General features: G+C 38.7%; 10 protein-coding genes. 1 reads left to right on the top strand and 9 read right to left on the bottom strand.

Translation table 11 applies throughout. The annotated features are described in order from the left end of the window. Positions 1-37 precede the first annotated feature (37 nt). The 3 genes from BCR25_RS18075 to zapA form a co-directional block, all read right to left on the bottom strand. Entirely contained in the window at positions 38-2,404 is a 2,367-nt protein-coding gene (locus tag BCR25_RS18075) for an endonuclease MutS2 (RefSeq protein ID WP_069665014.1), read from the bottom strand. A gap of 128 nt (positions 2,405-2,532) precedes the next feature. Then, the gene (locus tag BCR25_RS18070) at positions 2,533-3,081 is read right to left on the bottom strand and encodes a CvpA family protein (protein ID WP_069665013.1); all 549 of its coding nucleotides are present in this window, start codon (positions 3,079-3,081) and stop codon (positions 2,533-2,535) included. A gap of 17 nt (positions 3,082-3,098) precedes the next feature. Next, entirely contained in the window at positions 3,099-3,539 is a 441-nt protein-coding gene (zapA, locus tag BCR25_RS18065) for a cell division protein ZapA (RefSeq protein ID WP_069665012.1), read from the bottom strand. A gap of 263 nt (positions 3,540-3,802) precedes the next feature. Between zapA and BCR25_RS18060 the strand changes: the two genes are divergently transcribed. After that, the gene (locus BCR25_RS18060; RefSeq protein WP_069665011.1) at positions 3,803-4,798 is read left to right on the top strand and encodes a D-2-hydroxyacid dehydrogenase; all 996 of its coding nucleotides are present in this window, start codon (positions 3,803-3,805) and stop codon (positions 4,796-4,798) included. Between the two features lie 113 nt (positions 4,799-4,911). On the opposite strand, the gene BCR25_RS18055 is transcribed toward BCR25_RS18060, so the two are convergent. The 6 genes from BCR25_RS18055 to uppS form a co-directional block, all read right to left on the bottom strand. Beyond that, positions 4,912-9,264 (bottom strand): PolC-type DNA polymerase III, encoded by a 4,353-nt coding sequence (locus tag BCR25_RS18055; protein ID WP_069665010.1) that lies wholly within the window; start codon positions 9,262-9,264, stop codon positions 4,912-4,914. 324 nt (positions 9,265-9,588) lie between these two features. Next, positions 9,589-11,301 carry a proline--tRNA ligase gene (locus BCR25_RS18050; RefSeq protein WP_069665009.1) on the bottom strand — a complete coding sequence of 571 codons (1,713 nt, stop codon included), beginning with the start codon at positions 11,299-11,301 and terminating at the stop codon, positions 9,589-9,591. 72 nt (positions 11,302-11,373) lie between these two features. After that, positions 11,374-12,642, bottom strand: coding sequence for an RIP metalloprotease RseP (rseP, locus tag BCR25_RS18045; RefSeq protein WP_069665008.1), 1,269 nt, complete (start codon positions 12,640-12,642; stop codon positions 11,374-11,376). After that, positions 12,639-13,799: a 1-deoxy-D-xylulose-5-phosphate reductoisomerase gene (locus BCR25_RS18040; RefSeq protein ID WP_069665007.1), complete on the bottom strand. Its 1,161-nt coding sequence runs from the start codon at positions 13,797-13,799 to the stop codon at positions 12,639-12,641. The genes rseP and BCR25_RS18040 overlap by 4 nt, the downstream gene beginning before the upstream one ends. Positions 13,800-13,857: 58 nt before the next feature. After that, the gene (locus BCR25_RS18035; RefSeq protein ID WP_069665006.1) at positions 13,858-14,658 is read right to left on the bottom strand and encodes a phosphatidate cytidylyltransferase; all 801 of its coding nucleotides are present in this window, start codon (positions 14,656-14,658) and stop codon (positions 13,858-13,860) included. After that, positions 14,655-15,458 (bottom strand): undecaprenyl pyrophosphate synthase, encoded by an 804-nt coding sequence (uppS, locus tag BCR25_RS18030; protein ID WP_069665005.1) that lies wholly within the window; start codon positions 15,456-15,458, stop codon positions 14,655-14,657. Before uppS ends, BCR25_RS18035 begins: the two co-directional genes overlap by 4 nt. Between the last annotated feature and the right edge of the window lie 94 nt (positions 15,459-15,552).

Raw genomic sequence — 15,552 nt, 5'->3', positions numbered from 1 at the left:
GCTCCGACTAGTTTTCTGCTTACTAAAGGTAAGTACTCTAGTTGAACTTGACAATCGTGGCTCCGTTGCCACCTTGATTACCTGGCGCAAATTCAAAACTGCTTACGCTACGATGATTTTTAAGAAAATCTGTAATCCCAGTACGCAAAGCACCTGTTCCCTTACCGTGTACGATTGTTACTTGGGGATACCCGGCTAAAATCGCTGCATCTAAATATTGATCTACTTCAGCTAATGCTTCTTCATAGCGTTTCCCACGTAAATCTAATTGATTCGGAACATGGCTGCTTTGTGTTGAGCGTACAGCAGTGACTCTTTGTTTAGGTTCTTTTTCTGGTGCTACAGGGGTCATATCGTTTTCATTAACGGACATCTTCAAGATCCCTAATTGGACTTGCCATTCATGATCACTCGTTTTACGAATCAGTGTTCCACGTTGCCCATAGGTATTAACGATAACTTCATCGCCCGTTTTCAATTGTTTTTGTTCTTTCGCTTTTTTCAATACTTTATTTTTCTCTAAGCGAGTTTCTTCTTGATGAAGTTGAGACAGTTTTGTTTTGGCATCGATCAGCTCATGCTCTTTTACTCCGCCTCGGTTACCGCTAGTCAGCTGCATTTTTCGGATATCTGAAATAATTCCAGCAGCTTGTTCTTCTGCTTGAGTGACGATTTCATTCGCCTTTTTACGCGCCTTAACCATTTCTTTTTCTCGTTCATCAAAGAAATAACCATATGCTTCTTTAAGTTCTTTATACAAACGTTCTGATTCATCAACATAATGACGAACTTCTAAGTATTCAGTTTCAGCCATTTTTCGACGGTTTTCTAAATCAGCAATCATTTCGTTCAGATCTTGACTTTCACCATCCATGATCTGTTTCGCTTGATCGATGATCCCATGATCCAACCCAAGTCGTTTAGATATTTCAAAGGCATTACTTCTCCCCGGAACGCCAATCAACAATCGGTAGGTAGGACTTAATGTATCTACATCGAATTCCATGCTGGCATTGATCGTACCCGAGCGATTATATCCATATACCTTCAATTCTGGATAATGGGTTGTAGCCATCACGTAGGCTCCTTTACTGCCCAATGCATCTAGAATCGAAATAGCTAGTGCTGCCCCTTCTTGCGGATCAGTTCCTGCACCAAGCTCGTCAAAAAGTACAAGACTATGCTCATCGACTTTTTCCAAAACGCTGACGATATTAGTCATGTGAGAAGAAAAAGTACTTAAACTTTGTTCGATCGACTGCTCATCACCAATATCAGCAAATACCTCGTCAAAAATTCCCATACGGCTTTCTTCGCCGACAGGTATCGGCAAGCCAGATTGCCCCATTAGCTGTAATAGACCTAACGTTTTTAATGTGATCGTTTTCCCACCTGTATTCGGTCCAGTAATCACGATTGCTTGATACTCTTTCCCAATCATAATGTCATTAGCAACGGCTTTTTCTTGATCCAGAAGTGGATGTCTTGCCTGTTTGAAATAAATGTCATTTGCTTCACTGATTTCCGGCACAACTGCTTTTATATCTTTTCCAAATCGTGCTTTTGCGTTGGTAAAATCCAACTTGCCAATAACATAAGCGTTGTGTAAAATGTCATTCCGATGAGGAACTAACGTTGCGGACAATTCGGCTAAAATACGTTCAATTTCATTTCGCTCAGCAATTTGATGCTGGCGCAGACGATTATTTGACTCAACGATTTGTTTAGGCTCAATAAAAAATGTTTGTCCTGACGAGCTTTGATCGTGAACAACGCCGCCAAAAACGCTCTTGTATTCTTGTTTTACTGGAATAACATAGCGTTCATTTCTCATCGTAACGATCGCGTCACTTAAGTATTTTGCATGTTTGCCTCTCACGATACCATCTAATTGCTCTCTAATCGTCTGTTCACTTCTACGAATATTGTTGCGAATTACTTTTAATTCCGATGATGCTTCGTCCATCACGCGTCCATCTTCGTCGATCGACTCTTTCAGACGGCGGCTTAATTCTGGCAATACGATCAATTGATCGATCCAATCATACAAACGGAATAATTCGATCTCGCTATCTTGTAGATCATTAAAGAAGCGAATAACTTCTGATGTGGTCGAAAGGACTCTGCCAACATGAGCTAGTTCTAAACCATTTAGATCCGCTCCGATTTCGATTCGTTTCATGTGAGGGCGAATATTTTCCAATTTTGGGATCGGTATCCCGCCTCGCAATCGTTGGATCTTCAAGCTGTCTTCTGTTTCTTCAAGCCATCCCTGAATTGTTGTCCTATCATTTACTGGAACTAGATGCTCCACTTCTTCCAAGCCTTGAGCTGTGACAATATATTGCGCTAATTGCTGTTTGACCTTATCAAACCCTAAAGTTGCTAAGATACGTGTATTCATTGATTTTCACCTTCTATTCTTGTTGTGCTTTTGACTGTTTGTTTTTCTGTAAAATGAATCAGGCAAACGATAACTGATTCAGCATTGAAACAAGTTATGTTTACCTTCTTCTCTAGCTATCCAGATGTTTATTTAATCATTTGTTCGATCCACAAATGATAGATTTGTTTTGAAAAAATCGGCGTATCCTTCACGATAAACTGCGACAGTCCGCTATTTTTAAACTGATTTTGAACCGCATCTATTGGGAGCATTGACACAGTGCTTAGAACTAAGAAAATTCCAACGTAAACGACAAGCAGGTTCAACACTCCGCCAGCTATCCCATTTGCTTGTTTTAGAACAGGTAAAAAGGTCAACGCATGAGCAAAAATCGCTAAAAAGCGTACAACAAGCCAGCCAGCAATCATAATAAGTAGAAAAGCCACTGCTCCATAAAAGGCTTGATCTAAATCAAGTGTCAATTTCTGATTAAAAAAGAGCAGCTTGGTTTCTTCCGTTGGGGAAGGATAAGGAATATATAATTCCAAATGAGCGGCCAAACTTTTATAGTAGGATTTTGCGATAAGATACGTACAAAGATAACCGAATGTATACAAAATTTGCAGAATCAATCCGCGTCTAGAACCAGTATAGTAGCCGATAGCTAATATTAGTAAAATGAGTAATGTTAACATCCCGTCATCCTTTCAGGTTATTGTTCTGTACTTTTATTTTGAATTTGCTTTTTACGATTTTCATTAAGGATTTGTTGTGCTTCCATATGATTATGGATTTCAACATCTTCTTGTCCATTTTTCTTCAATACATCTCTAGCTTCTTCTTCGATTGCTTCAATGCGTTTGATTCGATTTTCAAGTTCAGCTAAGCGAATCGTTTTCTTTTTGTACTCTGCCACTTCTTTTTCTAAATTGATCGTCTTTTCTTGTTTTTTCAACTGATCAGAAATAGCGTTGATCGCTAATAAAACTGACGCTTGTTCATCATTTGTTTGTGGTGAGATATGTTTGATTTCAGCTAATTGTTCATTAACTAATTTTGTTACTAAGTCCATATGTTGTTTGCTTTCTTGACCAATAATCGTATACGTATGATCAGCAATCACTGCTTTATATCTTGTTTTTTCTTTGACCATGGTAGTGTTCCCTCCTGTAATGATCCATCAATTATTATTGTACCATGAAAATCGTTCAATAGTATGCTAAATAAATCCTTTCTTATTATATGCTACTAAAGAGAAAAATTAAAGGTCTAGGCGTATTATTACACTTTTCATTAGATTTTTTTCTTAAAACAACTTCTCGCTAGGAAATTTGGGGTAATTTTCATACAATAACAGAAGTAACGATAATTACATTCTATTTAAAACGTTTCGTTTTAAGAAAGGAAGACATACGAATGAAAATTTTTATTTACGGTATCGGTAAAAAAGAGCAGCCTGTTGCTGAGCAGTGGGCAAACGAGCATGGCATTGATATTGCTTTTACCGATCAGGAATTAAATACACAAACCGTTCACTTGGCAAAAGGTGCCGATGGCATCTCATTTCAGCAAATGACTGCTGTTCATGATGAAGAAATCTATCAAGTTATGGCAGAAAACAATATTCACCTACTTTCTACACGATCAGCTGGAATCGATGGATTAAGTATGAACTATCTAAAAAAGTATCACATCAATGCTTGTAATGTGCCTGTATACAGCCCACGAGCGATTGCAGAACATGCACTGACCTTGACGATGATGCTGTTACGCCAAATTCCTCGCCTACTGCAAAGAGAACAGCAGCAAGATTTTACATTAGATGGTTTGATTGGCAGAGAAATCCATGAATTGACTGTTGGTGTGATCGGCACAGGTCACATAGGTTTGGTTACTGCAGAGCTGTTTAAAGCCTTAGGGGCAACCGTGATCGCTTATGATAAGTATCCTAAAAAAGATATCGAATCGATTCTTACGTATCGAGCTTCTTTAGAAGATGTCGCTCAAGAAGCAGATATTTTAACATTACACACACCTTATTTCCCTGAAAATCATCATTTGATCAATGAAGCCATTTTAAAAAAAATGAAACCAGATGCTCTCTTGATCAATACAGCCAGAGGACCTTTAGTAGATACGCAAGCACTGATACAAGCATTGAAAACAGGAGAAATTGCTGGTGCAGGTTTGGATACGTTAGAAGACGAGATGCTTTTTGTTAATAAAACCAGAGCAGAACAAAAGGAATTAAATCCCTATATCGAAGAATTACTGGCGCTTGATACAGTTGTTGTCAGCCCACATATCGCTTTTTATACATTGCAAGCATCAAAAATCTTAATGGAGAGTTCTTTAAATAGTTTATACACGCTCTACACAACAGGAACAAGTGAAGCGTTGATCCAAGTTTAAGAAATAGGCAAAAAATCGTGTAACAGGTAAACGTATAAAATAAGCTGAAACTCACAATGATTTTCGTGAATTTCAGCTTATTTTTCGCGATAAAGTCTATTTACATTGTTCTTTTATAGCATATCAAACAAGGATAATTGATTTTCATCCGGCAAATCTTTTAGTACGCCATTTTCATTCATATACTCGATCAACGTTTTAGAAACTTTTCCTCTTGAAGCTAAATCTTCTTTGGATAAAAATGGCTCTGATCTTGCCTCTACGATCGATTTAGCCACGTTTAACCCCAAACTTGGAACGGCTCTAAATGGGGCGATCAACGTATCTCCATCGATCACAAAGTTTTCTGCGTCTGATTTATACAAATCGATCATTCCAAATTTAAAGCCACGTTCTAACATTTCGTTGGCAAGCTCTAGAACAGTTAATAAATTCTTTTCTTTCGTGGACGCTTCCAGCCCTTTATCTTGAATCTCTTTCATTCGAGCTTTAACTGCTTCTTTTCCTTGAGACATAGCTACTAAATCAAAATCATCTGCACGTACAGAGAAATAGGCACAATAATAAAGAATTGGGAAATACACTTTAAAGTAAGCAACACGCAACGCCATCAAAACATAGGCAGCCGCATGGGCTTTAGGGAACATGTACTTGATTTTTGAACAAGAATCGATATACCAGTCTGGTACATTATTTTCTTTCATCGCAGTCAAGTATTCTTCACGCAATTCATCTGGAATTTTGTTCCACAATCCCTTACGCACTGTTTCCATGATTTTAAAGGCCATGCCACTATCTAAGCCTGCATGAATCAGATAAACCATGATATCATCACGACAGCCGATTACTTCTGCTAAGTTTGCTTCTCCTCTTCGAATCAATTCCTCTGCATTCCCCAACCACACATCGGTACCATGAGACAGACCAGATATTTGTAGTAACTCGGCAAACGTTGATGGATGTGTTTCTTCCAACATGCCTCGTACAAAACGCGTACCAAACTCTGGAATCCCCAAAGTACCCGTTTTAGAATAAATTTGCTCCGGCGTTACACCAAGTACTTCTGGCCCAGCAAAAATCCGCATCATTTCAGAATCATCCGTTGGAATCGTTTTGGGATCAATGCCTGATAAATCCTGCAGCATACGGATAACGGTAGGATCATCGTGTCCAAGTATGTCGAGTTTCAAAATATTATCATGGATCGAATGGAAATCGAAGTGAGTGGTTTTCCATTCAGCATTTTGATCGTCTGCCGGAAATTGAATCGGTGTAAAATCATACACGTCCATATAATCAGGAATAACGATGATCCCGCCCGGATGCTGGCCTGTCGTCCGTTTAACTCCGGTAGACCCTTTGGCCAATCGATCTACTTCTGCTCCTCTAAAATGCAGATTATGATCACGTTCATAGCCTTTCACAAATCCGTAAGCCGTCTTGTCGGCAACCGTACCGATCGTTCCAGCCCGATAAACATATTCTTCACCAAACAAAACTTTTGTATAGTTGTGGGCTTCTGCTTGATAATCTCCTGAAAAGTTCAGATCGATATCGGGAACTTTATCTCCGTGGAACCCTAAGAAGGTTTCAAACGGAATATCATGCCCATCTTTAAACAAGCGCTGACCACAATTCGGACAATTTTTCTCTGGCATATCAAAACCTGAACCATATGAACCGTCCTCGAAAAATTCAGAGTACTGACAATTGACACAATGATAATGCGGTGCCAATGGATTTACTTCTGTGATCCCAGTCATAGTCGCAACAAAACTAGATCCTACTGATCCACGAGAACCCACTAAGTAACCGTCCTCCATACTCTTATGAACTAATTTCTGAGAAATTAGATAAATAACCGAGAAACCATTACCGATAATACTATCCAACTCTTTTTTCAGACGTTTTTCAACAACATCTGGTAATGGATCACCGTATAATTCTTTTGCCCGAGTATAGCTTAGATCTCGAATCTCATCTTCTGACCCGGGAATTTTTGGCGTATATAGATCATCTTTGACTGGTGTGATTTCCTCACACATATCCGCAATCGCATTTGGATTTTCTACAACTAGCTTACGAGCTGTTTCTTCTCCTAAAAATTGGAAAGCTGTCAGCATTTCGTCTGTTGTTCTAAAATGAACATCTGGTAAACTATGACGATTTAATGGGTTTGCTCCACCCATAGAACCAACCAAAATTTTCCGATAAATACTATCTTCTTCATTTAAATAATGGACATTACCTGTTGCAACAACCGGTTTATCTAATTCATCACCGATTTTCACCAAGTTTGCGATGATTTCTTCTAAATCAGCCTCACTTTTGACCAACTCTTGTTCGATTAAAGGAGCATAGACAGCTTTGGGCATGACTTCAATGTAGTCGTAGAATTTTGCTCTATTCTTCGCTTCTTCTACCCCTTTTTGCATCATTGCTTCAAAAATCTCACCACTAGAACAAGCTGACCCAATGATCAACCCTTCCCGCAATTTATTTAGCTGTGAACGCGGGATTCGCGGAATTCTAAAGAAGTAATTGACATTAGACATCGAAATCAGCTTAAAGAGATTTTTTAGACCGGCTTGTGTTGTGGCTAAAATCGTAGCGTGAAACGGACGTGCCCGTTTATAGGAGTCGCCTTCTCCGATATGCATATTCAATTCATCATGGTAATTCATATTATGATTTTCTTTCGCATCTTTCAAAAAGATCCAGCATAGGTGACCTGTTGATTCAGAATCATAGATCGCCCGGTGATGCTGCTCCAAATTGACACCGAATTTTTTGGATAAAGTATTTAAACGATGGCTTTTAAATGTCGGATGCAGATACCGAGATAATTCCAATGTATCGATGACAGGATTTTCTGCTTCTGGAATATCATATTTCCCATAGCTGGTATTTAAGAAGCCCATATCAAATGAGGCATTGTGGGCAACTAAAATCGTATCTTTTGAGAATTCTCTAAATAATCGCAAAACCTCTTCTTCAGATTTTGAACCACGAACCATTTCATCGGTGATCCCTGTCAAATTGATTGTTGTTTGAGATAATGGATGTCCTGGATCAATAAATTGTTCAAAGGTATCGATGATGTTTCCTTTATGCATTTTAACAGCAGCCAACTCGATGATTGTATCATAAACAGCTGACAATCCAGTCGTTTCCACGTCAAAAACCACATAGGTTGCTTCACTTAATTCTATGTGTGCCTCGTTGTATGCAATCGGCACACCATCATCCACAACATTCGCTTCAACGCCATATAGAATTTTTACGCCAGCTTTTTTCCCAGCACTGTGGGCGTCTGGAAAACCCTGAGCGCCTCCATGGTCTGTAATAGCGATCGCTTTATGTCCCCACTTACCAGCTTGTGCAACAAAGTCTGCCACATTGTTCGTCGCATCCATCGTACTCATATTACTGTGTAAATGCAGTTCTACCCTTTTTTCTCCTTCTGGCGCATAGTCCTTACGCGGCGCATGTTTGACTTCCATCAAATCTTGACAGTTCATGACTAAATCCCGCATAAAGGTATCTTCTTGGATACTTCCACGCACTCGGACCCAGCTATTTTTTTGGATTGCATCAAAAATTTGTTCATCTTTTTCACCATTGGAGAATTTTTTAACAATAAATGATGAGGTATAATCTGTGATCTTCAAAATTAGAATTTTACGTTTAGAGCGCAATTCACGGACTTCTTTATCAAAAATAAAGCCTTCGATCGTCACTCGTCGTTCTTCTTCTAAAATATTGCCCATTGGCATAATCGGTTCATCATTTGGAATATTTCTTCCCAAACGAATCGGACCTTCAAGCGCTGGCCCTTGTTGTTGCTGCTGTTTTTTCTTTTGTTCATGTTTGATCAGCGATTCTGCAGCCTGTTGCTGAAAAGCAGCGTCTTGTTCTTGCTTTCTTTCTTCAAAAAGTTCCAACACACGTTTTGCCTGCTGCTCATCCATTTTAGGTTCGATATGAAACTTTGGAAAACCGTAGTCTAGATAAAGATCCTCGATGATCGGCAAATACTGTTGTTTTAGATAAGGAATCACTGCGTCGTTATCTACAGGTAAAATAATTTTTTTATCTTCGATGATCGGCGTCTGTTTTTTAATGACACGCTGAACTAATGGCGTATCACACTGACTATTCAACAATGCTAATTGCCAATAATCTGTTAACTGATCCGCAGTAAACTCATTTTTATTTGTAGCGATCTTTACTTTGACTCCAGCGATTTGCTGAAAAGAAAGCTCCAATTGCTGCATAAATGATTGATACAGCATAACAGGTAGAATCTCTGTAAAGCCCAAATGGAATTCCCATAAACGACTTTGTTGGTGAACAATGACTTTTTCAATTCTTCCTTGCTGAATAAGTGGATGCTGGCGTTCTTGCTCACTTAATTGCATTTGATCGATTAATTTTTCAAATAACTCTTGTGCTTTTTCTGCCACCAAACCAACCTCCTTTAATTTAAAAACTGAACAAGTTTAACTTCTTTTGAACAACAAAAGAGCCGCATATCTGAATGCGAATACGTCAATTCTCTGAACGTTTACACGTAAAATTAACACTAGTTGTTCTCGTTTAAAGCTATGTTCGAAACATCTAACTGATCTTTTAACTGAATTCCCTGATAAGAAAGAGGCCCTTAGACATTTCTGCCAAGTGCCTCGCCATCATTCAGTATACTATTTTTCTTAGTGAAACACAATCGTTAGAAAATGTATAACGTCTATGAAACCGCAGAATAACGTGATTTCATAGACGCTGTTCCTTTATTCTTTTTCTGGATTCAGTAAGATCGTTAATGTGCTTTCAAGTTCTTCTTTGCGGACTTCTATCATTTCACCTGTTCGCTTGATTTTCACTTCTACTACTCCATCAACTGCCTTTTTACCAACAGTAATGCGAATTGGGCAGCCGATCAGATCAGCATCAGCAAATTTTACTCCTGCACGTTCATTTCGATCATCAACTAGCACTTCGTACCCAGATGCAGACATCATTTCTTCTACTTCTTGTGCCAGTTTTGTTTGATATTCATCTTTTACGTTCATCTGTACTACGTGTAAGTCAAATGGAGCGATTCCTGCTGGCCAGTTAATACCATTTTCATCAATGTTTTGTTCAACGATTGCTGATAAAAGACGACTGACACCAATTCCATAACAGCCCATGATCACATGTTTTTCACGACCGTTTTCGTCCAGCACTGTTGCCCCCATCGACTCGCTATAACGAGTACCAAGTTTAAAGATATGACCGATCTCAATTCCCTTAGTGAACTCTAAAACACCATTTCCGTCTGGAGATGGATCGCCTTCTTGAACAAAGCGTAAATCTTCATAGCTGATTGGTGAAAAATCACGCCCTGGATTTACATTTGTTAAATGATAGCCAGTTTCATTCGCACCCACAATAGCGTTAGCTAAATCTTGGACATGCAGGTCTGCATAGACTTTTACTTCTTCTGGTAACTCGACAGGTCCTACTGAACCAAAATCAGCCCCCAAGAATTTAAGAGCATCTTCATCTGTTGCTTCATTCAAAAAGTCTACGCCCAAGAAGTTCTTTAATTTAACGTCGTTGACTTCGTGGTCACCACGAACTAAAACTAATACTGGTTCTTCATCAGCCATGAATAAAACAGACTTGATGATTCGCTGCGGTTCCACCTCAAAGAATGCGGATACTTGCTCGATCGAACTCACATCTGGCGTTGCCACTTTTTCGACGTCTAATTGTGTTTCATGTGATTTTTTAGGTGTATACAGGCTTGTCGCCATTTCTAAGTTTGCCGCGTAATCGCCTTCTGTTGAGAAACAAATCGTGTCTTCACCAATATCAGAAATTGCCATAAACTCCTTAGAGTCTTTTCCACCCATTGCACCGCCATCACCAATGATCGCACGGAAGTTCAATCCACAACGTTCAAAAATAGCCGAATAGGCTTTTTCGTAATCTCGGTATGATTGATCCAAACTTTCTTCATTTGAATGGAATGAGTAGCCATCTTTCATAATAAATTCCCGGCCTCTTAATAGACCAAATCGCGGACGTTTTTCATCACGATATTTTGTTTGGATCTGATACAGATTAAGCGGTAAGCGTTTATATGAGTTGATTTCATTACGAATTAATTCTGTAAATGTTTCTTCATGGGTTGGTCCAAGAATCAAATCACGCTCATTACGATCTTTCAGACGATATAAATTAGGGCCGTATGTCTCGTATCGTCCTGATTCTTCCCATAGTTCAGCTGGCAGTAATGCCGGCATCAGCATTTCAACTGCATCGATTTTATCAAATTCTTCACGCATGATTTTCTTTAATTTTTCTAATACTCGATTTGCTAAAGGAAGATAAGAGTAGATTCCTGCTGATACTTGACGGATATACCCTGCTCTCAATAACATTTGATGACTTAAAACCTCAGCATCGTTTGGAACCTCTCGTAGTGTGGGAATTAGCATTTTTGACTGTTTCATTAGAACTCTCCTTTGTTTAAACGAATCGATCAATCTCCTCAAATGATTCGCTATAAATTACAGTTTATTTAATTAAAAGAAAAAACGTTGTATATCATTCCAGGTTACTAACACCATCAATACCATGATGAACCCAAACCCAATCAATGTCAGTATACCTTCTTTTTCTTGACTCAAAGGCTTGCCTCTAACGCCTTCAATAATATTCAGTACAATTTTACCGCCATCTAAAGCAGGTATCGGTAATAGATTAATGATCCCTAAATTGACAGATAACATAGCCATCAGCCAAATTACTGTATTCAACCCAGCTTTTGACGCTTCTGAAGACATCTGGAACATCATTACAGGTCCGCCTAATTTATCTAAACTAAACCCAGTGAACAATGATTTCAGTGCTTTAAATATTTGCATAGAACTTTCAAGTGTTGTTTGAATACCACCAACCAGTTTGTCTGTAAAGCCTGTTTTCTTTGGTGGCAAGATTCCGATCATACCGATTTTTTGATCACCAGAAGTTTGACTCTTAGGTGTTACATTAACTTCTCTTGTACTTCCATTAGATTCCACTTTTAATGACAATTTCTTTTCTGGATTCTCTTGAATGATCTTAGTAAAGTCTTCCCAAGTTGAAACGGATGTGCCATTGATTGAAAGAATTTTATCATCAGCTTTTAACTCTGCTTTTTCAGCTGGACTATCTGCTTGGACACCTCCGATTAGGTTTGTGTTTGTATACGATACGCCGCCTTGCATAAATACATACAGAGTAAATAATACAAAAGCCAAAATGAAGTTATTCATTGGCCCCGCAAAATTCGTCAACATCCGCTGCCATAATTTTGCTGATTGAAATTGAACATCGATCGGAGCAATTCTCACTTCGGTTCCATCTTGTTCGATGATCGTTGCATCATGATTTACTTTATACGTAATTTCTTTTGATTCATCACCATTGACATAGCCTTTGATGAATAATTCTTTTTCTAAATCAGCCTCCAACAATTCCATTGGAATACTGTTTGTCAGCTGAACTTTTTTGCTTGTATTGATTTTTACGACTTCTTCCTGTTCATTTAATTCTACAGAAAGAGTCATTCCGGGGGCCAGCTCTGTTTCGTCTTCACCCATGCCGGCCATGCGCACATATCCGCCAATCGGCAAAATCCGAATCGTATAGGCCGTTCCGTCTTTTCCTTGATGAGCAAAAATCTTTGGTCCCATTCCAATCGCAAATTCACGTACTAAAATACCTGAGCGTTTTGCGAAGAAAAAATGTCCGAATTCGTGTACAAGGACTAAAATCCCAAAGACAATTATAAATGTAATGATTGTTTTCATAAATAACCTTCTTCCTCGATCCATCTTTCTACGACAGTTCTTGTTTGTTTATCGATTACGATCACTTCTGCTAAAGTGACTTCGTTCGTTTCGTTGTATGCTTCAACTGCACGTTGAACGAATTGTTCAATTTGCAGATATGAAATTTTTCCATCAATGAATGCTGTCGCTGCGATTTCGTTTGCTGCATTATAAACAGTTGGATATGCTCCACCTTTTTTCCCAACTGTAAAGGCTAATGCTAACATGGGAAAACGTTCGAAATCCATTGGTTCAAAGTTTAGCTGACCAATCTGCGTTAAATCAAACTCTTTTTCATTTTTGATCGGCAAACGCTCTGGATACGTTAATGCATATTGGATTGGCTCCCGCATATCGCTAGGGCCTAATTGAGCCAAATACGCACCATCATTTAAAACAATCATTGAATGGACAATACTTTCCTTATGTAAAACAACTTTTATTCTATCATAATCTACACCAAATAACCAATGTGCCTCAATAACTTCTAAGCCTTTGTTCATCATTGTCGAAGAATCGATCGTGATTTTTTTACCCATCGACCAATTTGGGTGTTGTAGTGCTTGTTCCAAAGTCACTGTTTTTAGGTCTTCTCGTGTTAATTCTCTAAAGCTACCACCTGATGCAGTAATCATCAATTCCTTTAAGTTATTTTTCTGCTGTCCTTCCAAACATTGAAAAATAGCTGAATGCTCACTGTCAACAGGCAACAGTTGAACCTTGTGTTTTGCAGCTGCCGCCATGACCCATTTTCCTGCCATAACCAAGGTCTCTTTATTTGCCAATGCAATATCTTTGCCTGCTTCTATCGCAGCCATTGTTGGTATCAGACCTACACTTCCAGTAACGGCTGTCAAAACAACATCTACAGCATCTAACGTTGCAGCTTGAACTAAACCTGTTTCTCCCACACCAAACGTTACTTTAGGAAATCGCTTAGCAAGGACTTCTCTGATTTCTTCTGAACCGACGCCAACATATTGCGGAGACAATCGTTCGATCAATGCAGCGCCTTCCTCTATATTCGAATGAAATGTTAACGATATAATTTGAAATAACTCTGGATACGCGGTCACAACATCTACCGTATTTGAGCCAATTGAACCTGTTGCACCTAATAATGCTATTTTTTTCATAGTAAAAAGAAAAACCCTGACCAATCAGAGTTTTTCACCTTCCCTTCTTGCTTAGAAATTAAAATAATCCGAATAAATGCATGATTGGAAAAACAAAAAGTAAACTGTCGAAACGATCTAAAATTCCGCCGTGTCCAGGCAAAATCGTTCCTGAGTCTTTCACATCATAATGGCGTTTAATTGATGACTCTACTAGATCACCAAATTGGCCAACGATTGAAAACACAACAGTGATCAACAACATGGTCGGCAGTTGATACACAAACAGTTCTTTATTTGGTGTTAACGTTAGGAATAATAGAGCAACAACTACTGCACTAAGAATTCCGCCTAATGAACCTTCTATTGTCTTATTAGGTGAAACTTCTGGCCATAGTTTTCTTTTTCCAAATCGTTTTCCAATAAAATAGGCACCAATATCTGTCGCCCAAACAACAAATAATGCGTAGAGCAATACGACAAAGCCAGTGTCTCTAGCACTAACAAAATTTTGAAATCCAACTCCAACATATAGGCTGGTAATTACAGGAAAGCCCGCTTGAGAGATCGTATACATATTTTTAGAGGCAACCAGACCTCCCAGCAAAATCATAACGGTTAGGTAAAATAAAATGAAATTATCTGCTTTTTCCGGCAAAAAGAAAAACCAACGATCTTTCGGTAAAACTAAAAGGACTGCACCTAAGGCTGAAAGAACGCCTTCAAAACTAGCGATCTCCAATCCCTTCATTCTAAACAACTCATAAACACCGACAACCGCAAGCACTGCTGCAGCCAATTCGATCACAAAACCTCCGTACCAAATAATTGGAATAAATACCATTAATGCTACGGCAGCCGTAATAACGCGCTGTCTCATTTCTTTTCCTCCTCTGTTTCTTTCAGACCGCCAAAACGGCGATTTCTATTCTGGAATGATGCCAGTGATGTTTCTAATAACTCTTCGTTAAAATCTGGCCATAATGCATCTGTAAAAAACAATTCGCTGTATGCGATTTGCCACAATAAAAAGTTACTGATGCGCTCTTCTCCACTTGTTCGGATCAACAACTCTGGATCTCTTAAGTCTTCCGTCAAAAATCCTGTCATCAAATGTTGTGCAATCGTTTCCTCTGTAATAGATTCTGCGTTGATCTCTTTCTTAGCGGCTTGTTCAGCAATTTCTTTGACTGCTGTTACAATTTCCGCTCTGGAACCATAGTTCAGAGCAAAGTTTAACACCATACCTGTATTTTCTTTGGTTTGCTCAATAGCTCTTTCAACAGCGTCTTGAGTATGTTCAGGTAAAAATTCCTTGTAGCCCATCACGTGAACTTTTACGTTCTCCTTAATTAGCTCTGGAACAAACGTATCAAAGAAATCAACTGGCAACTGCATAAGGAAACTCACTTCATCTATTGGCCGTTTCCAGTTCTCCGTAGAAAAAGCGTACAACGTCAGCACCTTCACACCTAATTTACTCGCATGTTTAGTGATTTTTTTTACGGTATTCATTCCTTCTTTGTGACCAGCAATTCTTGGCAATCGACGATTTTGCGCCCAGCGTCCATTCCCATCCATAATAATAGCCACATGTTTGGGAATCACACCTTCATTGTCAAAAACGAAATCGCTCTCCTGTTGTATGTATTTATTCTTTTGCGGAAAAAAACGTAACATATTTTTCCCTCCATTCCAAAATCTGTCTAGACTATTATAGCAATATCTTTCAGAAAAACCTATGCAAATGAAAAATTTTTCGATATTATTTAAC

The sequence above is a fragment of the Enterococcus termitis genome, assembly GCF_001730305.1.
GTDB classification, from domain to species: Bacteria; Bacillota; Bacilli; order Lactobacillales; family Enterococcaceae; genus Enterococcus_L; species Enterococcus_L termitis.
This window is presented reverse-complemented; position numbering and strand designations above follow the sequence as displayed.